The following is a 23,822-nucleotide window of genomic DNA, read 5'->3' as shown; positions in this document are numbered from 1 at the left end:
AAATAAGCGAGGAACTGAATGAAACGTCCTATCCTACCCCCCGAAGCATGGGCCATTGTAGAATCCAGAAGTCACGATCCTTTCGGCTGGCTGGGCAGACATTATCATGCTGAAAGTGGCGTGGTGGTGCGTGCATTTAAACCCCGCGCCGAGAAGATGTGGCTTCTTGTTGCTGATGAGAAAGCGATTGCCATGCCCCGGATCGAAGGTAGTGATATCTTCAAACTGCATTGGAAAAAAGGCGATTTTGAAACGGACTATCGTTTTCGTATTGAAAATAAAGATGGGCATCAGTGGGAAGAAGAGGATGTGTACCGCTTTGCTCCGACTCTGGGTGAGATGGATCTGCATCTGATCGGAGAGGGCAACCATTTCGAAAAATATAATATCATGGGCGCACATGTGCGTGAACATGAGGGTGTCCGGGGTGTTGCTTTTGCCGTTTGGGCACCATCAGCTACGCGTGTCAGTGTGGTGGGAAATTTCAATCACTGGGATGGACGTGAGCATCAGATGCGTATGCGTGGTTCTTCAGGTGTATGGGAAGTATTTGCACCGGGTTTATGTGAATCCGAGGTATATAAATTCGAAATTCGTACCCGTGACGGTGATATTCTAGAAAAAACCGATCCTTATGCGCAGCAGATGGAAGTACGACCGAACACAGCCAGTGTTGTGCATAATCCACGCAAGTATGAGTGGGGCGACCAGGCCTGGGTAACATCGCTGCCTGAAACACAGGCTGCAGATAAACCGATGAATATCTATGAGGTACATCTGGGATCATGGCGCAGGGCGGGTGCTGATTATTTGAGCTACCGCGATCTGGCGCACCAGATGGTCGAATATTGCCAGTGGATGGGGTACACCCATATCGAACTGATGCCGGTAACAGAACATCCGTTTGACGGCTCCTGGGGTTATCAGACTGTCGGTTATTTCGCACCAACGAGCCGTTTCGGATCTCCCGATGATTTCCGCTATTTTGTGGATTATTGTCATCAGAATGATATCGGTGTCTTCCTTGACTGGGTGCCGGCTCATTTCCCGAAAGATTCACACGGGCTTGCACGTTTCGACGGCACACCTTTGTATGAACATGAAGACCCGCGTCTCGGCGAGCACAAGGATTGGGGAACTTATATCTTCAATTTCGGTCGCAATGAAGTACGCAACTTCCTTATTGCATCGGCGCTGTTCTGGCTGGATGAGTTTCATATTGATGGCCTGCGTGTTGATGCCGTGGCTTCAATGCTTTATCTGGATTATTCGCGTGAAGATGGTGAGTGGATGCCGAATAAATATGGCGGGCGTGAAAACCTTGAGGCCGTTGAGTTTCTAAAACAGTTCAACCATCTCGTGCACGAGCGTTTTCCGGGCACTGTAACCATGGCGGAAGAATCAACGTCATGGCCTATGGTTAGTCGCCCGACCTATCTTGGCGGTCTTGGCTTTACCATGAAATGGAATATGGGTTGGATGAATGACACCCTGTCCTATTTCGAGAATGATCCGGTGCATCGCTCCTACCATCACCATGCACTGACTTTTTCGATGGTCTATGCCTTCACCGAGAATTTCATTCTGCCGTTTTCACATGATGAAATCGTGCATGGAAAAGGTTCAATGCCGGAGAAAATGCCGGGTGATGATTGGCAGAAATTTGCCAATCTGCGCCTGCTATATGCGTATATGTATTCACATCCGGGCAAGAAGCTACAGTTCATGGGGTTGGAGTTCGGTCAGTGGCCGGAGTGGAATTTCGACAGTTCTTTGTCATGGGATCAGGCCAACTTTATGCCGCATCGTGGCCTGCAACTGATGCAGCGGGACATGAATCATATCTATAAGGATGTACCTGCTTTTCATGAGGTTGATTTTGATGGCGGTGGTTTTGAGTGGCTGGATTGCAACGATGCAGACCGCTCTCTGCTCTCTTATGTGAGACGTGACAAAAACGGTGGAATCGTCGTTGTGGCGATGAACCTCACGCCGGTACCTCGTCATGATTACAGAGTAGGCGTGCCAAAAGCCGGGCTGTATAAAGAGATTATGAATACTGATTCGGAGATCTATGGTGGTACCAACATTGGCAATGCCGGTGGCGTAACTGCGGATAATCAAAGCTGGATGAATCAGCCGCATTCGATCTTGATGACCTTGCCACCGCTCTCCTGCGTGATCCTGCAACCAGAGGCTGAATAATCAGTTTTGTAACTGGCTGCGTAGGGTCTGACTCAGATTGTGGATCGAGTAGGGTTTGGATAACGTAACTGATCCGGGTTTTGGTTGATGCTGTTGCAGTGATTTTTGTTCGTAGCTTGTGACAAATATTGTTGGAAGTGCGGGATTGATTTCCCGCATGCGTTCAGCGGCTTGCACACCACCAAGGCGGGGCATGATCAGATCGAGAATGACCAGATCAATATCATGCTGGTGACGGTTGAATGTTTGTACCGCTTCAAACCCGTCACTGGCCTCAAATACTTTATATCCCAGGCTTTCAAGTACACTGCGGCCGGACATGCGCACGACCGGGTCGTCATCTACAATAAGGATGCTTTCACCTTTTCCATAGCTGATGTGATTATCATTTTCACTATGGTTATAGAGGGCATCGGATTTAATCGTCGGCAGATAAATATGGAATACTGTGCCTTCACCCACTGTGCTGGTGATGTCCAGAATACCACCAAGTGAACGGATTGAGCTGTATACCATGGACAGTCCAAGACCCGTGCCTTTGCCTACGCCCTTGGTGGTGAAAAAGGGCTCTGTCACTTTATTGATATGTTCAGCAGGAATGCCACAGCCATTGTCTGCAACAGTTAAATGTACCATTTTGTCAGAAGTGAGGCACGTGAAACGCTGCTTAAATGCTGAGTCAGGTTTGTAGCTGCTTACAGTCAGTGATATTGTTTTTTGTGCATCACTTTTTTCAATCAATGCATCGCGGGCATTATTAAACAGATTCATAATGATCTGTTGAAGTTGTGTTGTATCTGCCTGAACTATCAGCTCATCATCACAAATCTTGAACAGAACCTGAATGTCATCGGGAATACTGATTTCTGCCAATTGAATGGCTTGCCGGATAAAAGGTTTGAATTCGAACGGGTGTACTTGAATAACATCCTTACGGGCAAACTTTAATAATTGTTTTACCATCTCAGATGCGGTTTTGGTAATTTGCTCGGCATTGGCAATGCTGTCAGATGCTGCTTCGTTGTCTTTCAACTTTCTTCTGGCTATAAACAGGTTACCTGTTAAGCCAGTCAACATATTGTTGAAATCATGGGCGATTCCGCCAACGAGTACGCCCAGAGCTTCCATTTTTTGCGACTCGCGCATGCGCTCCTCCAGCTCCTGGCGCTCGGAAGCATCGTGCTGAATAGAAACAAAATGGGTAATTTCACCATTATGGTTTTTGATCGGTGCAATGGAGATGTTTGCCGGGTAAAAAGTACCATTTTTACGCCGTTCTATCATCGAACCGCGCCATGTCTTTCCGTTCGAAATCGTTTGCCATAGATCAGTATAAACTGACTCATCCTGAGCTGTGCTTTTGAGAATGCGCGGGTTTTTTCCAATCACTTCTTCAGCTTTGTAACCGGTTACAAGTGTGAAGGCCGGATTAACATATTCGATATTGGCATTGCGATCGGTGATGAGTACTGCATCACCGGCATGTTCAACAGCTTGTGATAATTTCAATAGCTCTGATTCAGCTTTTTCGCGCTCGATGATCTCACTTTGCAATTTCTGGTTGAGTTCGAGTAATTCTCTAACCTGTTCACTGACTCCGGATGCGGAGAGGCTATCAATCGTGTTCAGGAGTTTCTGAACACGCTGTTGCGAATCGTTCACCATATCTATTGCTCCCGAAGTGATCAGCCATAAACACATAATATTTATGTGCTTAGCTGGCAAGGTATAGTGAAAGATTTTTCAATGTGCAAGTTATATTAAGAAAAGAGATGATTATTCTATGGGAGAGGTACAGGTAAAATAGATTCGAATGACTATCAAAAACTCTCTGCAGTATTGATATAAATTTCAGCCGAGGCACTCTCTAAGCAATGAAACGGAATGAAGAAAAGCGTGTCTGAATCGAAGGGACCAAATGTGTTTTTACGCGCGATTGCCCGCTTGTTTAGTCAGGGCTGGCACCGTCTTGCTAAAGAGAGGGTTGAACTGCCCGATGGACCTCTGATTCTTGTTGGCAATCACATCTGCGGCCTCGATCCTATACTGATTCAGGCAACAGTGAATCGACCTCTGTCATTTCTTATGGCCCGCGAATATTATCAGAGCATGTGGTATATACGCTGGGGTTTTGACATGGTCGGAGCTATTCCAGTGAGTCCCGGTGGTGCGAACAGACAGGCATTGCAGAAAGCCATTGAAGTAGTGGAGCAGGGCAATGTGCTCTGTATATTTCCGGAAGGAGCCGCCAATCCGCCGATTCCATTGCACAAGATACTTCCCGGCGCTGCCATGATATCACGGGAGACTGGCGCTCCAATCATCCCATTCCGAATTTCAGGTGTATGGCCATTTGATCATATCCATATGTGGCGTCCGTTCTATCGCCGCAGCCGTGCCCGAATTGTTGTCGGGAATCCATTGCTCATGGGGGATCAGAAAGAAGGAAAAGAGGGGATATTGGCCGATACTCAGGTGATTCGTCACGCCATCCGTGATCTAAGCCGTTTCGATGTCAGTCCTGATCTATGATCAGTCATGCCCCATGCGGATAGCGAAATCTTCAGGGAACACAGCATTCACGACAGCTTCTTCATAATCAATCAGGTCATTTTCCACCAGTAGCTGCAGATGCTGATCAAAGTTTTGTGATCCATAGAGGTTAAAACCCTCTTCCATGGCACGTGGAATTTCACTCCAGTGATCCTGATCAAGAATGAAATGTTTGATAACAGAATTCTTGATCATGATTTCCAGAGCAACGATGCGCCCTTTGCCATTTTTCAGAGGTAACAGCTTTTGCACAATGATGGCACGCAGATTCTCGGCCAGTCGTTCACGGATGCCTGCCTGCTCATCCTTACCAAAAGAGGCCATGATGCGCTGCATCGTGCCGATAGCAGTGGTGGCGTGAACTGTAGCCATAACCAGGTGGCCGGTTTCACTGGCTTCAATCGCCAGCTGAATTTCTTCGCGGCCGCGCGCTTCACCTGCGACAATGATATTGGGGGTTTCGCGCATGGCATCTACAAGACCCTGCTTATAACTTTCCACATCCATGCCTATTTCTCTTTGGCTGACCGTGCCCTTGTGTTTCGTGCCATAACGGAATTCGATAGGGTCTTCCAGCGTCACTGCATGTACAGGCCGTTGTTGGATGATGTGATTGAGCATGGCAGCCAGAGATGTGCTTTTCCCCGAGCCAGCTGCGCCCGCCATCAGAATGATACCGTTGCGGTACTGGATGATATCGTTAAAGACCTGTGGCAGGCGCAGTTCTTCAAATTCCGGTATTTTCTGAGGAATGAGCCTGGCGACAATGCCGAAATTATTGTTCGTTCGCATAATATGAATACGAAAATGTGATGTGTTGGCGAGAGAATAGTGAAAGTCGAAACTTTTTAGTGTGGCGGTATCCGGTTTATAAGGTAAATCGTGCAACAGGTGCTGGATCATATCTATAGCCTGCGGCTGATTGATTTCCGGAATTCGGTCCGGCGAAACCGTGACGATAGCACCATTGATACGCATACGTACGCGATCACCGGTTCGCACTATCAGATCAGAAGCACCATTTTTGTTGGCAACGAGCAGTAGCTCATCAATCAGGTGTCTGTTGGCCATCAGATGCTCAGGTTTCCTGAACCCATGTCAGAAAGCTGATCCAGGTCGTGAGCATCACCACCCTGATCCTTCAGATTCACCATTTTTATTTGCAGACGCAGGTTATTCACTGAATCGGCATGGCGTAGTGCCTCATCCTCGGTAATCTGGCCAGCCATCCACAACTCGAGCAGACTCTGATCAAAGGTCTGCATGCCGTAGTTTTTACCGGCTGCCATGGTATCCTTGATCTCAGAAACTTCCCATTTGCCAATCAGATCAGTGATGCGCGGCGTGTTAATCAGTATCTCTATAGCTGGCAGACGTTTTCCCTCTGGTGATTTGACCAGCCGTTGGGAGAGGATGGCCCTGAGATTGAGTGCCAAATTCAGACTCACCTGAGGATGTATGTCTTCAGGGAAGAAGTTGATAATGCGCTCAAGTGCCTGATTGGCATTATTGGCATGCAATGTTGCCATGCAGAGATGGCCGGTTTCGGCAAAAGTCAGAGCGTGTTCCATGGTTTCCCGGTCACGAATTTCTCCGATCAGAATTACATCGGGTGCCTGTCTGAGGGTATTTTTCAGGGCAGTCTGATATTGTAGTGTATCGGTGCCGACCTCGCGCTGAGTGATGACCGACTTTTTATGTTTGTGAATGAATTCGATCGGATCTTCAATGGTGATGATGTGACCGGCCTGATTACTGTTGCGGTGGTCAATCATGGCAGCCAGTGATGTGGATTTACCACAGCCGGTTGCACCGACCATCAATACCAGTCCGCGTGCTGACATGGCGATGTCCTTGAAGATTTCCGGTAAACCCAGATCCTCAAGCGTTGGTACTTCCGTGTTTACCTTGCGAATGACCATGCCGACACTGCCGCGCTGACGGAAAATATTGACGCGGTAGCGGCCAATGTCCTTGAAGGAGATGGCCAGATTCATCTCGAATTCAGCAGCAAAGGCCGCTCGTTGCCGCTCATTCATGCATGAGTTGGCCAGCTTCTCGCACTGTGCGCCAGACAATGGCGCTTGTGAACTTGCATGCACCACGCTGTTGATGCGATACGAAGGCGGCATGCCGGAGGTGATATAGACATCGGAGGCCTGTTGTTTATCCATCACCATCAATAACTGTTTGATGCTTAGCTGTGTTACTTCACTCATGGTTCTGAGACTCCGTTATCATTTATCATGCTTTCTCTGTAACGCCTCAGATGACACCACCACCGAACAGTTTCTTGTTGTTGGCTTTTTCCAATGCTGCCTGTTGGTTGATTTTACGCTGGGTGACCAACTTCTGCAGATTGGAATCCAGTGTCTGCATGCCATCACGTTGGGAGGTTTGCATGACTGAAACCATCTGGGCAATCTTGTTTTCACGAATCAGGTTACGGATGGCCGGTGTGCCGATCATAATTTCATGTGCAGCCACGCGGCCCATACCGTCGGCAGTTTTAAGCAGGGTCTGGGAGATGACTGCACGGATGGACTCAGAGAGCATGGAGCGCACCATCTCTTTCTCTGCAGCAGGGAACACATCGATGATACGATCAATTGTTTTCGGTGCGGATGAGGTATGCAGGGTTCCGAATACCATATGTCCGGTTTCCGCGGCAGTCAGGGCGAGCCTGATTGTTTCCAGATCACGCAACTCACCGACCAGAATAACATCGGGGTCCTCACGCAGTGAGCTGCGCAGGGCATTTTCAAAGGAGTGGGTGTTGGGGCCGAGTTCACGCTGTGTGATCAGACTTTCCTTGGATTTGTGTACGAATTCGATGGGGTCTTCAATGGTCAGAATATGACCTTTTTCATGTTCATTGCGGTGGTTGACCATGGCAGCAAGGGTGGTTGACTTACCCGAACCGGTCGGGCCCGTGACCAGACAGATGCCACGTGGTGTCATGGAAATATCCTTGAATATTTCCGGACACTTGAGTTGTTCCAGTGTTAATACCTCATTCGGAATCACACGGAATACAGCAGCCATGCCTCGGCGCTGTTCGAACACATTGACACGGAATCGGGCAATGTCGCCAAGCGAAAAGGAAAAATCGAGTTCCATGTGCTCTTCGAATGCTTTGCGCTGCACATCGCTCATGATGTCGTACACCATGCCTTGCACTTCCCGGCGATCAATTTCAGGCATTTTAATGCGCGTCATATCACCGTTGATGCGGATCATGGGAGGCTCACCGGCAGAGAGATGCAGGTCCGACGCATTGTTTTTGACGGTAAATGCCAATAGTTCAGATACTTCCATGAAGCCTCCCGGTTGTTTCTCCGCATTCAGAGTGCATAGCAGAGCATACGAGGGCGGCACACTTGCCGCAAGCGCATCTCTGATGCTTTGAAGCCATATGCAAATTCTTTGCCATGTTTAAACAACAGTTCGGGTTTCCGGTAGATGCTTGTATGGGGGCGATTGATAAACCCGGATGGAGTCTGGCCTGATTTATGCTTTAACGGCTACTCAACAGCTGGAGGTGCATTGTTTATGCAAGAGAAGGTATTACTTGTGGATGATTCACTGTTTATCTGCAAGACAGTGCACAAACATCTGGGCATACACGTGGATATGGAAGTTGATGTTGCCCATAATCTGGAAGAGGCTATGCAGCTTGTGGAGCGTGACGGGCAGTATTATTTCGTGGCTCTGCTCGATCTGAATCTTCCCGATGCCCCGAATGGTGAGATTGTTGATTATATCTCCATACACGATATTCCTTTTGTTGTGTTTTCTGCTAATGAATCTGAAGATATGAAATCCATGTGTGAACTACATCCACAAATGATCGATTATGTGAACAAGGACAGCGTTTATTCAATTAACTATCTGGGTACGCTGATCAACAGATTGCAGAAAAACCGGAATATTGAGGCACTGATTGTGGATGATTCATCCATGGGTAGAAAGCGGGTGGTGAACAAGCTTAAACGCACCATGTTGACAATCCATGAGGCTGCTACAGCTGAAGATGCTTTGATTATGCTCAAAGAACAGGATGGAATCGAACTGGTCATGATCGATTATAACCTGCCTGGCATGAATGGTTTTGAATTGTGCAAAATGCTCAGGGATATGCCAAACCATAAAGAGCTGATCATTATCGGTTTTTCAGGTGTGGGTGATGAACGACTGGCTTCGCGTTTCCTCAAGAGTGGTGCCAATGATTATATCCCTAAAAGCTGTTCACAGGAGGAGTTGTTATGCCGGGTGATGCAGAATCTTAATATGCAGGACTATATTCGTACCTACAGGGATGCCTCAAACCAGGATTTTCTCACCGGTCTGCATAACCGGCGTTTTTTGATGGCTTCGATCCCAAGAGTTCAGGCCAATGCCAAGCGTCATAAGCAGGATTATGCTGTAGCCATGCTGGATATTGATCATTTCAAGCAGATTAATGACAGTCTGGGGCATGAGGCTGGTGACATGGTTCTAAAATCGCTGGCTTCAGAATTGAAATTGCGTCTGCGTGAGTCGGATATCCTTGCCCGTACGGGCGGAGAGGAGTTCTGCATCGTGGCGGAGAATTGTAACCGTGAGCAGGCGGCGATTCTATTTGATGATCTGCGCAGTAAAATCGAAAAAAACATCATGGTTTCCCACAATGACACATCGATTCGAATTACAGTCAGTATAGGAGCCTGTTGCGATTCAGTATTGGATTTTGATGCCATGATGTTAATGGCTGATAACAATCTCTATAAGGCCAAGAGAAACGGCCGAAACCGCATAAAAATCACCTGAAAATCAAGCGATAACTTGCAATTTACACGCTGTTTGTGAAGGGCGATTTTGCAGAGCTCTGCTGCGCTGATATTGGCATGCGTTTTGCTTTTACTGAGTCGATAGAGATGGCTGCCGTTGCCTGCTGGAAGCGTCAGACCGGATCAGAAGATAGATGACTCAGGGAGCTCAGGCATGACAGATTCAGTGAACGCAGCGTGGCATGACCGTTTTACGGTTGCCCACAGAATGATGCTGGTAGGTATTTTGACGGTGCTTGCCGTTCTGTTTGCAGGTTTGATACATGAAAAAACGATTTCTGACATGGACGAAGTCGATATCAAGGCCGAGCGCGTATCAAGCTTGATGCAAGTGATGGGCAGACTGGCCGGGCAGACCAAGTGGCAGGATGCGCTGGCGTTGAGGTTGGCTGAAGGCGAACGGATGCTGGGCCAGGATTATGAGGATGTCCGGCATGAAAATGAAAAGTCCCTGAAGTTGCTACAGGACAATATGTTATCAGAAACTTTGCGTGAGCAGGCAGCCAGACAGTCAGATGCCATGCAGCAGTTTGACAAGCAGGTTCGAGAGTTTTCAACAGCAAAAGAAACGTTGGGATTGACTGCTGAGCAGGGACTGCGCGGAGAGCTCCGAGCTGCAGTGCATGCTATTGAATCACGTTTGAAACAAATCGGCGGAGATCAGAAAATGGTATCCATGCTGATGATGCGACGTCATGAAAAAGATTTTCTCCTCAGGAGTGATGAAAAATACTTAAAGAAACATGCAGCTGAAGCAGTCCGTTTTACCAACCTGCTGGAGAAGTCCAAGCTGGCAGCCGCAGACAAGAGGGCATTTAAAAGCGATCTGGAACAATATCGTCAGGGGTTGAAGGAAGTTGCCAAACAGCGCTTGCTGATGAAGAAGGATCGCAAGGCGTTTGGCCGTATCTTCAATGAACAGTTGCTGCCGGGTTTGATCAGCATGGATGATACGCTGGAGAAGGAGCTTGATAGTGCACGGGCCGATATGGATGCCATTCACCAATCTCAGGGTTATGTATTCTGGGGCATTAGCCTGGCATTGCTGTTGCTTATCATGATTGCTTTGTGGTTGATTGTTCGCTCGGTCGTGAATCCGCTGCGTCAAATCTCAAAAGCCATGGATGCGCTTGATGATGGAGATACATCAATCCATCTGAATATTCAGATGCAGGGTGTGATCGGCCAGTTGGTTGAGTCATATGATAAATTAACCACAACGGTCAAAGAAGCCTTTGAATTGAAGGGGATTGTTGAGGCCTCACCGCAGGCGACGATGCTGGCTGATAAAGACAGTCTGATCGTGAACTATATGAACCCTGCTGCGGTGGAACTATTCCGCAACATCGAAGATGCGTTGCCATGTAAGGCAGATGAAATCGTTGGTCAGAATATTGATATATTCCATCGTAAACCGTCACATCAGCGTCAGCTTTTGTCCACCTCAGCCAACCTTCCTCACCATGCGAGCTTTACGATTGCAGGTAGAAATATTGAGTTCGATGCCTACCCGATTTACGATGCAGCAGGTGCATGGCAGTCGGTGATGGTTTCCTGGCATGATGTGACCGAACGCTCTCAGTTGGCCAGTAACTTCGAAACCAATGTGGGCGGGGTGGTAGAAGAGATACAGGCTTATGGCAATGAGATGCAGCAGGCTGCGGAGCAGCTGTCGGCCATGGCTGTGCAATCTTCAGCGCAGGCTGAAGCTGTATCCGGCAGTGCGCATCAGGCCAGTGATAATGTAATGACGGTTGCATCCGCATCCGAAGAGCTTTCAGCATCAATTGGCGAGATTACCCGTCAGGTGCATGAAGCGGTGCAGATATCTGCAGCTGCAGTGCAGGAAGCGGATAGTACCAATGTAACTGTAACCGAGTTGTCAGCATTGTCAGAGCAGATTGGAGAAGTCGTGCGCGTGATTTCTGAAATTGCCGAGCAGACTAATCTGCTCGCACTCAATGCAAGCATTGAGGCTGCACGTGCAGGAGAAGCCGGGCGCGGGTTTGCCGTGGTTGCCGGAGAGGTCAAGGAGCTGGCCAATCAGACTGCCAGAGCAACCGAACAGATTTCCCAGCAGATCGGTGCGATTCAGCGTCAGAGCGGTGGTGCTGCTGAGGCAATTTCACATATCGGCTCAGTCATTCAGCGTATGAATGAGATCAATCAATCAGTTGCATCGGCGACCGAGCAACAGAATGAAGCTACTCGGGAAATTGCTCAAAGTGTTCATTTTGCATCTGAAGCAACGCATCAGGCCAGTGAGGATATCAGCGGCGTGAGCCAATCGGCTGAAGAAACAGGCAAAGCTGCTGCAGGTGTACTCGATGTAGCCAATGGGTTAACCCAGAAAGGGACTGATCTCTCGACACGGGTGAGCGATTTTTTGGCCGCATTGCGCCGGTAGAGGGGCGCAGACGTGAACCGGATGCAGATGAGGAACATCAGCGATCTATTCCGCTTTACAACACACAGGGCATTTCCCGCCTTGACGGTTTTGTTGTGAAAGCAAAGGAGCAGCCTGCTGCCGATCTGTCTGTAGCAGATTCGTCTCTGGCTTGTGAAGACGGCGCTACGGTGAACAACGCAGTCGCCCATCAGGTACTCCCTGTGGATGAAGGTCATTCTAGACGTGAATGGATGTATCTTGCTGAACGGGTTTTCTCCCATCCGCGTTATGCACTGTTGATTCTTGCTGCACTGTTGCTGTGTGCTTTTGAGCGCTACTGGTTTGTTATTGCCCCTTTAACCCTGTTTTTTACCGCCGAATTGGTGCTGAGAATCTGGTTGCAGAAGGAGAAGGGCTGGCGGGATCGCCATGAGCTTGTATTCATACTGCTTGATGCGCTGGCTACAGTGGGCCTGTATCTGATTCTGTTTGTCCCTGCCGGCTTGTTTGCCAACTCCATGTACCTGCGTTTGGTCAGACTACTGCGCGGCATGTACATGCTCAGGATGTTACGTGTTTTTCGGTTTCTGACATACGAAACATTTGTCTATTCTCTGCCGCTGGCCATGGTTCCCATTGCGCTGAGTGCAGCGGCATTGGGTATGCCTGATCTTTTGCTGTTTATAGCGGTTGCATTGCTGCTCGAACTGGTGTCCAGAGTGGTTGCAATTACACAGGTACTGCCTGCGGGTAATCGAAAAACTGCAGAGTATTGTTTTGCCGGTCTGGACTTTGTCGTGACCTTGTCGCTGTTTCAGCTAGTTGAGTTTGTTCCGCAGTGGCTGGTTTTACTGCGTGTAGTCAGGGTGCTGGTGATGCTGAACCCACTGGCCAGTCTGATGCTTGCCATAAATAAAGTGTCGCAGATGCATGAAGTGCGCAAGGAATCAGGCATGCTGATTTCAGTGATGTTACTGTTATTACTTTTCTCAGGCCTGTTGATCTATTTTGTCTATCCGCATATGGACCTTTCTAGAGACGGAGTGGTGGGACAATCCGATTACACTGTTATGCAGGTGATACTGTTTGCTTTCACATGGCTCATAGATCCGGGCACCACGCCTTCAGAGGCCTATACACCAGGCTTGATGCTGTTGACCATGTTTGTTGCCATGACCGGCGTTTTCTTCTTTGCTTTACTGGTGGGGCTTGGAACGAATGTGATGGCCGCTCTGTTGCGTGAATTGACCAACAGTCCGCTTTCTGTGCGCGTTCAGTTACTGATATCCGGTGAAAATGATAAGGCGGAAGCTATTCTTAAAGTGTTTGGTGAGATGTGCGCGCGCATGCGGCGCTCCTATTTCTCTGCATGGGTATTTTTTGATCAAAAGGACAGGGTAGTCTCAGGCTTTGGCAGTTGGTTGAATATCCGGCAAGCAAACGAAGGTAGCAGGGGTGTGCTGAAGCATTTCAAACTCGATGGTGTGCGGGAGATGATTTTCTTTCACCGTCAGTTTACGCGTCCGGAATCAATGGTGGATCACCATGCACTAGTCCAGGAAGCACGGCTGAAAAATATGGAAGCTGGGGTGTCTCTGTTCAGCCAGTCAGGAATGACAGAGCAGTTGCAGGGAATGTACCAGCATACCCTTGGCGCTGAGATGTTTCATTCTGCATCGGTGACTGCGCGGATGCTGTACCAGATGCATCACTGTTCATTCATGCCGGAGCTGGGCATAGAGATGCTGGATGCTATTGAAGGGGAAACCGGGCTGTTTACCGTGGCTTGGCAGGCACATATCGAGCCTGCAGACAATGGTTCTTATGTAATATCGGAAACGTCGAAAGCCAACTTGGTGGATTGGGCGACAGATTTGTTCAATGCCGGCGTCAATGTGTTGGCATTGAGAAGTGAGACCGGGGAATATCGCTTGCTCAGTGATCTGGTTGCGTCGAAACAGGGCTTTGATGTGGTGGATGTGGTTGCGCTGGGCAGGGAGCCGGCATTGTGGCCGGGTTTAATGCAGCAGTTACTTAAACAGGATGCACCGGATTTACGCAAATCGGTATTAAAAACCTACCAATGGCCCGATTCATGGGACCTGAACCTGCTGTTTATCGGTTGGCATGAAGGTTTGCCTGCCATGATTGTTGAAATGGCCGAAAAGCACCATCAGTTGACTGTGAATGTGCTCAATCCGTCAGCACAGGTTGATCTTGAACATCAGCAGAACAGGCTGGAAGCAGCCTGTGATAAAGTAACTGCCAGGGGCGAATGTGATCTGAAAGTGCAGATGCATGCATGGGATGGCCTGGATGTGACTCAGGTGAGTCCATTATTGCGTGGCTGCAAGGTCATCATGCTCTACCCAACAGAGATGCAGGAGGATACCGAGGATTCACTGTTGGAGATGTGGTATCATGCCGTTGCAGGCCTGCTCTCCAACCGCAAACAGGAAGTGAAATGGTGGACACCTCCGAAGATAATGATTCTGCCGCGCCAGAGAAGTAACAGCGAAAACTTTATCCGCTCCAGTGAACAATATCCTTTACTGAAAATTGATGTCGGTTCTCCGGATGCATTTCATGATGTGTATATGGCAAGAAAAATACTCTCTTTTGCCAAGCGTCAGGCTGATCCACATGGCTATGCCCAGGAGAATAAAACGTTTGAATTTATGAATATGCTGCTTGGGGATGCGGTATTGGTTGAGAGCGTTGAGACAGCTCGTTTGCTCGAACAGCCGGATGCCACATGGCAGGAGGTTTATCGGGAAGGACTAAGGCGGGGTTGGGTGCCTCTGGCATATGGATTGCAGTTGTCACAGCAGACCCAACGGGACTTTTACCGATTGGTTGACCGTCTGTTTCCCATTGAACGTTCGGCAGCAGGTGCACAACTGCATATGTTGGCCGGTGCCCTGATTGATGAATTTGAAATGCCAGCCTCTTCAGCAATGACGCTGTTTTGTCGCAGAGGTGTATTGCTGCAGGAAGATGACAGTATTGAAGAACAAGTCGAAGCGCAAGTCGAAGCGCAAGCCGAAGCGCAAGCCGAAGCGCAAGCCGAAGCGCAAGTCGAAGCGCAAGTCGAAGCACAAGTCGAAGCACAAGTCGAAGAACAAGTCGAAGAACAAGTCGAAGAACAAGTCGAAGCACAAGTCGAAGAACAAGTCGAAGCACAAGTCGAAGAACAAGTCGAAGCACAAGTCGAAGCACAAGTCGAAGCACAAGTCGAAGCACAAGTCGAAGCACAAGTCGAAGCACAAGTCGAAGAACAAGTCGAAGAACAAGTCGAAGAACAAGTCGAAGAACAAAAAAGAGAATTGGCCGCTCCGGTTCTCGAAGGAGAAGTCATGCAAGAGATATGGCCTAAAAATGCTGATCCACGCCTGTTAAGGGTGCTGACCCGCCAGGTCGAAGGCGCATTGAATCTATTGAATGAGTCAACCGAAAATGGACTGATGAAAATATCAGAAGTGCTTGAGAAAGAAGCTGGTACGGAAATTGAAGGGGATATCATGGATGCGTTAACGGAATTGCAGAATATCGACCGTGTGATGCAGCGATTACATAATGTCAGAAGCTGCCTGGATGAGTGGTCTCAGGCGACAAAGGATCAGGATACAGGTGATGCAGCCTGGAAAGAAACTGTTGAGAAACGTTATGTGATGGAAGAAGAGAGACTGGTATTGAGGGATGAGTTATGAGTGGAGCACCTAGAATTTTAATCGTTGAAGATTCGATGATGGTTCGTATGACAGTGAAACGAACACTGACCAGTGTCGATTTTGAAGTAGTAGAAGCCAAAGACGGGGCTGAAGGCCTTGCCATGGCTCAGGCGGAAAGTTTTGACCTCATTTTGACGGATCTGAATATGCCGAATATGGATGGTCTGACAATGATTCAAAATATCCGCCAACTGCCTGCTTATGCTGAGACACCTATTGTGATGCTTACGACAGAGTCGGGCGAAGAAAAGAAATCGGTAGGTCATGGCTCAGGCGTCTCGGCATGGCTGGTGAAACCTTTTGAACCGGATCACCTGATCGAAGTGGTCGGCAGCATGTTGTTTTGATTTGCTTGTTCGTTTGAGAGAGGAGTTAAAACATGGATGAAGAGCTACTAGCCGAATTTCTTACCGAGAGTAACGAAAACCTCTCTTCGATAGAAGAGGAGTTGCTTAAACTTGAGGCTGATCCGGGAAATGCTGAAACACTGGGTGCAATTTTCAGGGTGATTCATACGGTCAAAGGGAACTGCGGGTTTCTCGGTCTTCAGGGGCTGGAGAAAGTGGCGCATGCCGGAGAAAATCTGCTGGGTAAAATAAGGTCCAAGGGTTATCACGTGGATGGGGATATGGTCTCGCTGCTGCTCGAAAACAGTGATGCGATCAAGACGCTGATAGCCGGTCTGGAGGAAAATGGCGTGGAACCTGTGCTTGATTTTTCAGACCTGTGCGTTCGATTGTCTGCTGCCGAACGCTTGATAGATTTGGATGGGGCGGCTTCATCAGAACAGCAGGAGGCTGCTTCAGATCAGCTGGACAGTGTAGCAGCTGAGGATGTGTCAGACGCATTGGCCTGGCTGGAAGGACTCAGTGAAAATGCACAGGCCCTGCTTGCCGGGGCAGGTTTTTCTACACCTGAATCGGTACTCGATGCCGGTTTTGAACAATTGCGCAATATAGACGGGTTGAAACCTGCGGAAGCCTTGAAGATTCTCGGTCTGGCCAAAAGCCGCAAGATCAGCAAGGAAAAAACAGCAGAGCCTGAGAGCATTGTTGAAGTGCAGGAAACTGTCGAACTGCAGGAACAGGCAGAATCAGAGCCTGAACCACCACAACCGGTACCGGAAAAGTCTGAACCTGAAGAGGTTACAGCCCCCGTTGCAGTTCAACGGGAACAGGAAAAACCGGTAAAAGCTACGCGGAAGCCTTCAGCAGAAAGCAGTATCAGAGTAGATGTTGCGCTACTCGATGAGTTGATGAATCAGGTGGGTGAACTGGTTCTTTCGAGAAACCGTCTGCTTCGACTGGTAGGTCAGAGCGAGCAGAGTGATCTGGTACGTACCTGTCGCAATATTAGTCAAACAACCACCTTGCTGCAGGAAAAACTACTTCATACACGCATGCAGCCGATCTCAACATTGTGGAGCACTGTACCACGCTTGTTGCGAGATATAGGCAAGCAACTGGGTAAAAAGATCAACGTCAAGATGGATGGGCAGGAGACAGAACTGGATCGCACCATTCTGGCGGCCATGAAAGACCCGATGACCCACATCATTCGTAACTCCTGCGATCACGGCATTGAATTGCCGGCACTGCGTCAGCAGAAAGGCAAATCTGAAGAGGGTACGATTTCACTGTCAGCACGTCAGGAAAGCGGTTTTATCATGATTGATATTCATGATGACGGAGGCGGAATTCCGGCAGATAAAATCCGCAACAAGGCAGTTTCAATGCACGTTATCACCGAAGAGCAGGCAAGCAAGATGAGTGACAAAGCAGCCTTGCAGCTGATCTTTCATGCCGGTTTGTCTACCGCAGAGCAGGTGAGCAATCTGTCAGGGCGCGGTGTTGGTATGGATGTAGTGCGCTCTGAAATTGAAGGGGTAGGTGGCACCGTTGAAATTGACAGTGAACTGGGTAGTGGAACAACGTTGCATATTCGTATTCCACTGACGCTGGCAATTATTCCGGCGCTGATTGTATCCAGTAGCGAACAGCATTTCGCCATTCCGCAGATGATGGTGCAGGAGCTGATTTCGATAGTTCCGGCTTCTGATGACTGGGAATATGTGGCTGGCCGTTCATTTTATCGCCTGCGTGGCCGATTGCTGCCGATTCAGTTTCTTAGCGATGCGCTGGGTTTGCAGGCCTCTGATGGAGAAAAGTGCACGGTTGTCGTTATCAATGTAGGCGAGCATCAGTTTGGCATCGGAGTGGATGGAATATTAGGCGCTGAAGAGATTGTGGTGAAACCACTGGGCCTGCATTTCCAGCATCTCGATCTGTATGGCGGATGCAGCATACTCGGTGATGGTATGGTGGTGCCGATTCTGGATTGCGTCGGACTGACCAAAGAGCTGCGTCAGGGACATGATGCCGAAATCATAAAAGCTGACCGTGAAGATGTGACCGCTGCCGCATCTGAAGATAGCCAGTATATCCTCGTTTTTTCACTGGGTGACAAATGGTATGCCATTCCGATGGCCCTTGTTGAACGTATTGAGGAGATCTTGCCCGATAGTATTGAAGCTTCCGGTCGACGAGAGGTGCTGCAATATCGTGATCAGGTCATTCCTGTTCTCAGGCTTGCAGAATTACTGGACGTTGAACCAATAGAACAAGGTGAGATTGAACCATGTCTGATTATTGCTGATCAGGGCAGGCGTTTGTGTATTCAGGTGGATGAAATTGTCGATATTGTTCAGCAGAAGTTGGAGATACATCTTGATAGTTCAGAGGACTGTTTTCTTGGCACAGCTGTGATTGATGGACGCTCAACAGAAGTCATTGATATTTTCGAAGTGATTAAAAAGGCGATTCCAAACTGGTTTAACAGCTCCGGTGATCGGCGCAAACGACAGCAACGGATTCTGTATGTTGAAGATGCAATATTTTATCGAAATCTGGTGCTGCCTGCACTGGAAGGTTTGGGTTGTGAGATTCTGCTCGCACGTAATGGGCTCGAGGCGCAGGAAATTCTCTCCCATCACAAGCCGGACCTCATTCTGACAGATTTGGAAATGCCTGAAGTCAATGGCTTTGAACTGGCAGAATGGGTACGCACACAGCCGGCTATCGCCTCACTGCCGGTGGTATCATTGTCCAGTCTGGAGCCTTCAGATATCGGCGCGCGGAGCGAATTGTTTCAAGCCTGTGTGAAGAAATTTGAACGTGAAGTGTTGCTTGATGAATTAACCCGCCTGCTAGGGCGAAAGCCGCGTGACAAAGGCGTAGCGAAAGCGGTTATCGATGCCGAGGTAGTTAACCATGATGCAATCGCTGGAGGGGGTGAATAATGTCTGAATCACTACAAATGCGTTCCCGGCTGTTGACCTGCAGGGTTGCAGAGCAGTGGCTGGCACTACCCGTAGAACAACTGTCTGAAGTGGTAACAGCACAGATGAAAACGGTAATTCCTCTGGCACCGGAGGCCGTGAATGGCTTGATCAATTTGCGTGGGAAAATTCTCACCGAGCTGGATATGCGCAAGATTCTCCATATTGATCCGGATCAGAATCAGAATGACTATCGTACAATTATTATTGAATCCGACGGGATAGAAAATTTCGGATTAACTGTCGATGCTGTGGGAGAAGTGATTGATATGGATACAGATGCGTTTGAGCGTACGCCTGAATCACTTGGAACAAACTGGAAGAAGATCTGTCACGGGGTGTTAAAACAGGAAAAACGGATTTTAATCCTTTTGGATGTAGAGAAGATCATTCAAATGAGTATGCCGGTGACAGAATCATGACAGGGCAAGTGCTGATCATTGATGATGCCAGGGTCGTGCGTATCTCATTAGGGCGAATCATGAGAAAGTGTGGTTATGACGTGCTGGAAGCTGCAAATGGTGAACAGGCACTGGAGGTTTACGCATCCTCACAGGATATCCAAGTTATTTTTCTTGATATTAATATGCCGGTGATGGGGGGAATGGAATTTCTCGAAGAGTTCAAGTCGCGTTTTGCAGCAACAGATCGGCCACCGGTTATCATCGTTTCCACTGAAACAGAGACATCTTCAATACTCAAGGCTATCAGCCTCGGTGCAAGCGAATATGTGATGAAACCGTTTGATGAGGCAATCATCAAAAGTAAACTGGATATTGTCGGAATTGCGTACCAGTCATGATACGATTGTTATTGGTAGACGACTCTAAACTATATCGAAGATTGCTTGCCCGGGCTCTGAGCGGTTGCAATGATATCGAAATCGTAGGTGAGGCGGTGGATGGTCAGGATGCTCTGGAGAAAATTACCCGCTTGAAGCCGGATGTGATTACGCTGGATATGAATATGCCCCGCATGAACGGTATGGAAACTCTGGCTGTCTTGTCTGTGCAGCATCCTGCAGTCAAAACAATTATTGTCGCTGCTGAAACCCGGGACGATGCTGAACGTAGTGTGCTGGCGCTGGAGGCCGGTGCATTTGGTGTTGTCTTAAAGCCGAAAGCCAGTGAAAGTGCACCAGTGAAAGCGTTGACAGATGAGCTTGGACCAAAAGTTCGAGCGGCAGCGGGCCGTATGCAAAGCATGCCCGGCAAAACGGTAATACGGCGACCGCGCAAAAGTATTAATCGTTTTACCCCCGACATTATTGCTATTGGTTCAAGTACTGGGGGGCCGGCCGCTTTGCATGATGTTCTGACCGTGGTAAAAGCTGACATTCCCTGTCCGGTTGTTGTCGTGCAGCACATGCCGAAACTGTTTGTGGAATCACTGGCCAGACGCCTGGATCGGGATACCCGGTTAAATTGCTGTGTGGCTGAAGATGGGACTTGCCTGCAGGCCGGGCAGATTTATTTTGCGCCGGGTGAAGCACATTTGATGGTAGAGAGGAATGCGACGGGTCAACTCATCGCCAGATTGAATGACGGGCCAGCCGAACACCATTGTAAGCCTGCCGTGGATGTGACTCTGCGTTCCTTGCACAAACTGGCTGACAGGACACATGCGTTGGTAGTGATACTCACAGGTATGGGAGCTGACGGAGCTGCCGGGGCGGCTGCATTATCCAAATCCGGAGCCAGCGTGATTGCGCAGGACAAGGAAAGTAGCGTGGTCTGGGGCATGCCGGGTGAAACTGTAAAACTCGGGGCGGCTGACGAGGTGTTACCGCTTCAGCAGATCGGTGATGCAATCAATCGCATCGCTCTGGGATTATCAAAATGACAGTAAGCAGCGACAGACTGAAATATTTCGCAGCCTTTGTGCGAAGAGAAATTGGTCAGGCCATTGACGATAGCAAACTCTACCTTATCCGCACACGGCTGTTACCGATGGCTCGTGCTCAGGGACTTGCATCACTGGATGAATTAATAGATATGATTCGCCGGGATGAAAAAGGCGAGGTGGCCAGGATGGCGCTGGATAAAATGACCACCAATGAAACACTTTTTTTTCGAGATGCCTATCCGTTTAAAGTGCTGGAAAAAGAACTGTTCCCTTCACTGGGCAGAGAGAAAGGCTTTTCAGGCCGCATACGGATCTGGTCGGCGGCGGCATCTACAGGTCAGGAAGCATATTCTATCGCCATGACTGCCAAGCAGTGTCTGCCTGCAGCCGAGAGCCGGGTAAAAATCACAGCTACGGATATTTCAGCAGCTGCAATTGCTTATGCGAAACAGGGGCTGTACAAACAGATGGAAGTGCAGCGTGGACTTCCGGTTCAAACGCTTGTGACTCACTTTGAACAGCAGGATTCACATCACTGGCAGGTGAAAGCGAATTTGAAGTCCATGGTTCGATTTCAACAGGAAAACCTGATTTCCCCTCGACTGGTCTCTGCCCTGCAACAGGATGGCCCGTTTGATATTGTATTTTGTCGGAATGTCTTGATTTATTTTGATGTAGAGCAGCGTAAACAGGTGATTGATTCCATCGCTCAACTGATGGAGGTCGGTGGCTGGTTGTTTACAGGTGCAGGTGAAATGGTCACAGGGAATCGATCGAGTTGGAGCGTTCAGCGTATTGAAAACAGACCTGTCTGGCGACTGGTCTCAAAGCATTGACAGGAGTTGCATATGAGCAATAAAGATAAAGTAACCAGCACACTGGAACAGTTCGCAGCAGGCAATTTTACAGCCCGTACAGGCGGTCAGGATGCAATGGGCAAAGCCGTTGACAAGCTTGGCCTCAATTTGGAAACGATGGTTGAGGATCTTCTGGAAAAACAGGTTGGCAACTGTATCAATATTTTCGAAGTGGTTTCCACCATGAGCCGCATGACTGATGGCATGAGTAATATGGATGAGCGCACGCTCTCCATGGCAGCTGCGACAGAAGAACTGGCTACAACCAATGAGCAAATAGCCGGCAGTTCCGATGAAGCGGTTGCACTGGCATCGCAGGCAGTTGAAGCGGCGAATATGGGTTCAGCTTCGGTTGAAAGTGCTCTGTCTGTGCTGAGTGAAATGGCAGAGCGCGCTCGCTCGGCGATGAGTGAGGTGGAGAAGCTGGTAAACTTTTCCAGCGATATCGGAACCATCGTTGCATCGATTCAGCGCATTGCAGGGCAAACCAATATGCTGGCGCTCAATGCCACGATTGAGGCGGCCCGGGCGGGTGATGCCGGTAAAGGTTTTGCCGTAGTGGCAGGGGAGGTGAAAGCACTCTCCCAGCAAACTGCCAAGGCCGCCAGCGAGATCAGCCAGAAAATCGGCCAGTTACAAGGTGAAATCGACAGCGTCGTTACACTGTTCAGTGAAAATGTGGAGCGTGCGGAGCGCGGCGGCTCTGCGGCCGAAGATGCAGGCAGAAGTATGCAGGATGTGATCGTTGCCTTCAGTACGGTGTCCGAGCAGGTACATCATATTAAAATGGCTGCATCCGATCAGGGCGAGGCATCGCGTGAAATTGCCAAGCGTACACATGAGGTGTCCGAACTGGTCAGCCATGAATCACATGAGATCAATCATACAAGTACGCAGATGCGGGAACTGGAAGGAGGTATCAGAGGGCAACTCGATAACCTGTCGAAAAACCAGGTGTCCCGGGGTGTTCTCAGTCTGGCCAAGACCGATCACATGTTATGGAAGAAACGCCTGGTTGATATGGTTCTGGGTCATGAAAACATTTCCCCTTCAGATGTTACGGATCATCGCCACTGTCGTTTGGGAAAATGGTACTATTCAGAAGGGCAGCAGACTTATGGTCATGAAGATGCATTTGTTGCACTGGAGCGGCCACATGCCGAAGTACACAGGCTTGCACGAGAAATCGTTGAAAAATATAACAATGGCGATAAAGCAGGTGCAAACGCTGTACTGGAGAATGTCGGTGCTCCTTCCAGTGAGGTGGTGTCACTGCTCGAACAGTTACGGAGTAAATGAGGTTTGAAGTGATGAGTCACTTCACACTCTACCTGTTGAGCTGATTAATGAAATTCAGTGAGGCCGATATTATATTAACCAAACAACTATTAGGTGTTCAATAAATACCATCAATTAAGACTCGACCTCTCGTTTATAATCTTGACGATATATTTAAATATTGTGATATATTGTTTTTTAATCTATAAGGTAATAAATATTTAATTCTTTTGAAAAATATGCGTAATTCTTTGAATGGTGGGGGCCTATGAGGGATAATCAGAGAAAAGCGGAACGTCGTCCGTGCAATGATATTTTGCATGGTGAGGTGTTTCGGGTTTCTTTACATGAAAACCATGAAGTCAAAAGTATTCGAGATGTTTCTCATGGTGGTATAGGTATTAATGTGGCCACTTTGGTTGCTCCGGGAGAGAAGGTCCGACTTACCATCACACGAGAGCAGGCTGATGTTCAATTATATGGGCTTGTTGCTTGGTGCGCCCCTTTTGAAAAAATAAAAGGTCAATTTGCAGTTGGTCTAAGTCTTTCATAGTTAGGTTGAGACTGAAAAAGAGGGGTTCTACCCCATTTCTACGGACGGTTTAAAAACGATGTAAACCTTATATCTTGAGCAGCTAGTCTGCGCCGCATTCTTGGATTATGGAACCTTTCCAAATAATCAAAAATATCTGCTCTTGCCTCATCCTGTGTGCAATACAAGCGATGATGAACCCTTTCTCGCTTTAGCATGCCAAAGAACCCTTCACAGGCTGCATTATCACCACAGTGGCCAACAGC

General features: G+C 48.5%; 19 protein-coding genes. 14 read left to right on the top strand and 5 right to left on the bottom strand.

Annotated features, from left to right (window positions below; all coding sequences use genetic code 11):
• Nucleotides 1-18 precede the first annotated feature (18 nt).
• Entirely contained in the window at nt 19-2,205 is a 2,187-nt protein-coding gene (gene glgB / locus MMIC_RS07555) for a 1,4-alpha-glucan branching protein GlgB (RefSeq protein ID WP_072659863.1), read from the top strand.
• On the opposite strand, the gene MMIC_RS07550 is transcribed toward glgB, so the two are convergent.
• Nucleotides 2,206-3,870, bottom strand: coding sequence for a PAS domain S-box protein (locus MMIC_RS07550; protein WP_072659862.1), 1,665 nt, complete (start codon nt 3,868-3,870; stop codon nt 2,206-2,208).
• Nucleotides 3,871-4,101: 231 nt separating this feature from the next.
• Between MMIC_RS07550 and MMIC_RS07545 the strand changes: the two genes are divergently transcribed.
• The gene (locus MMIC_RS07545) at nt 4,102-4,737 is read left to right on the top strand and encodes a lysophospholipid acyltransferase family protein (protein ID WP_227819416.1); all 636 of its coding nucleotides are present in this window, start codon (nt 4,102-4,104) and stop codon (nt 4,735-4,737) included.
• Here MMIC_RS07545 and MMIC_RS07540 read toward each other — a convergent pair whose 3' ends face one another.
• From MMIC_RS07540 to MMIC_RS07530, 3 genes are read right to left on the bottom strand one after another with little or no spacing between them, the layout of a single operon-like run.
• Nucleotides 4,738-5,829 carry a type IV pilus twitching motility protein PilT gene (locus MMIC_RS07540; RefSeq protein WP_072659860.1) on the bottom strand — a complete coding sequence of 364 codons (1,092 nt, stop codon included), beginning with the start codon at nt 5,827-5,829 and terminating at the stop codon, nt 4,738-4,740. It abuts the gene before it with no gap.
• A complete protein-coding gene (locus MMIC_RS07535) occupies nt 5,829-6,977 on the bottom strand; it encodes a PilT/PilU family type 4a pilus ATPase (protein WP_072659859.1) in 1,149 nt (382 codons plus the stop codon). The genes MMIC_RS07540 and MMIC_RS07535 overlap by 1 nt, the downstream gene beginning before the upstream one ends.
• Nucleotides 6,978-7,023: 46 nt before the next feature.
• Nucleotides 7,024-8,076 carry a type IV pilus twitching motility protein PilT gene (locus tag MMIC_RS07530; RefSeq protein WP_072659858.1) on the bottom strand — a complete coding sequence of 351 codons (1,053 nt, stop codon included), beginning with the start codon at nt 8,074-8,076 and terminating at the stop codon, nt 7,024-7,026.
• 234 nt (nt 8,077-8,310) lie between these two features.
• Between MMIC_RS07530 and MMIC_RS07525 the strand changes: the two genes are divergently transcribed.
• The 12 genes from MMIC_RS07525 (at nt 8,311) to MMIC_RS07475 (ending at nt 23,577) form a co-directional block, all read left to right on the top strand.
• Entirely contained in the window at nt 8,311-9,567 is a 1,257-nt protein-coding gene (locus tag MMIC_RS07525; RefSeq protein ID WP_072659857.1) for a response regulator, read from the top strand.
• 35 nt (nt 9,568-9,602) lie between these two features.
• The gene (locus MMIC_RS12895) at nt 9,603-9,725 is read left to right on the top strand and encodes a hypothetical protein (RefSeq protein ID WP_265331367.1); all 123 of its coding nucleotides are present in this window, start codon (nt 9,603-9,605) and stop codon (nt 9,723-9,725) included.
• Between the two features lie 16 nt (nt 9,726-9,741).
• The gene (locus MMIC_RS07520) at nt 9,742-11,994 is read left to right on the top strand and encodes a methyl-accepting chemotaxis protein (protein WP_072659856.1); all 2,253 of its coding nucleotides are present in this window, start codon (nt 9,742-9,744) and stop codon (nt 11,992-11,994) included.
• Between the two features lie 95 nt (nt 11,995-12,089).
• Nucleotides 12,090-15,686, top strand: a complete 3,597-nt coding sequence (locus MMIC_RS07515) for an ion transporter (protein ID WP_072659855.1) — start codon at nt 12,090-12,092, stop codon at nt 15,684-15,686.
• On the top strand, nt 15,683-16,054 hold the full coding sequence (locus MMIC_RS07510) for a response regulator (protein WP_072659854.1): 372 nt from the start codon (nt 15,683-15,685) through the stop codon (nt 16,052-16,054). The genes MMIC_RS07515 and MMIC_RS07510 overlap by 4 nt, the downstream gene beginning before the upstream one ends.
• A 32-nt stretch (nt 16,055-16,086) precedes the next feature.
• Nucleotides 16,087-19,005, top strand: coding sequence for a hybrid sensor histidine kinase/response regulator (locus MMIC_RS07505; protein ID WP_072659853.1), 2,919 nt, complete (start codon nt 16,087-16,089; stop codon nt 19,003-19,005).
• The gene (locus MMIC_RS07500) at nt 19,005-19,466 is read left to right on the top strand and encodes a chemotaxis protein CheW (RefSeq protein WP_072659852.1); all 462 of its coding nucleotides are present in this window, start codon (nt 19,005-19,007) and stop codon (nt 19,464-19,466) included. Before MMIC_RS07505 ends, MMIC_RS07500 begins: the two co-directional genes overlap by 1 nt.
• A complete protein-coding gene (locus MMIC_RS07495; RefSeq protein WP_072659851.1) occupies nt 19,463-19,846 on the top strand; it encodes a response regulator in 384 nt (127 codons plus the stop codon). Before MMIC_RS07500 ends, MMIC_RS07495 begins: the two co-directional genes overlap by 4 nt.
• Nucleotides 19,843-20,886, top strand: a complete 1,044-nt coding sequence (cheB, locus tag MMIC_RS07490; RefSeq protein ID WP_072659850.1) for a chemotaxis-specific protein-glutamate methyltransferase CheB — start codon at nt 19,843-19,845, stop codon at nt 20,884-20,886. Before MMIC_RS07495 ends, cheB begins: the two co-directional genes overlap by 4 nt.
• Entirely contained in the window at nt 20,883-21,725 is an 843-nt protein-coding gene (locus tag MMIC_RS07485) for a CheR family methyltransferase (protein WP_072659849.1), read from the top strand. Before cheB ends, MMIC_RS07485 begins: the two co-directional genes overlap by 4 nt.
• A 12-nt stretch (nt 21,726-21,737) precedes the next feature.
• Nucleotides 21,738-23,045 carry a methyl-accepting chemotaxis protein gene (locus tag MMIC_RS07480; protein ID WP_072659848.1) on the top strand — a complete coding sequence of 436 codons (1,308 nt, stop codon included), beginning with the start codon at nt 21,738-21,740 and terminating at the stop codon, nt 23,043-23,045.
• Nucleotides 23,046-23,292: 247 nt separating this feature from the next.
• Nucleotides 23,293-23,577 carry a PilZ domain-containing protein gene (locus MMIC_RS07475; RefSeq protein WP_072659847.1) on the top strand — a complete coding sequence of 95 codons (285 nt, stop codon included), beginning with the start codon at nt 23,293-23,295 and terminating at the stop codon, nt 23,575-23,577.
• Between the two features lie 38 nt (nt 23,578-23,615).
• Here MMIC_RS07475 and MMIC_RS07470 read toward each other — a convergent pair.
• The coding region (locus MMIC_RS07470) for an IS3 family transposase (protein ID WP_143144910.1) at nt 23,616-23,822 on the bottom strand (207 nt) is incomplete at its 5' end.

This window comes from Mariprofundus micogutta (assembly GCF_001895085.1).
Taxonomy (GTDB): domain Bacteria; phylum Pseudomonadota; class Zetaproteobacteria; order Mariprofundales; family Mariprofundaceae; genus Mariprofundus; species Mariprofundus micogutta.
Note: the sequence above shows the minus strand (reverse complement) of the source record. Positions and strands in the feature narration are given on the sequence as shown.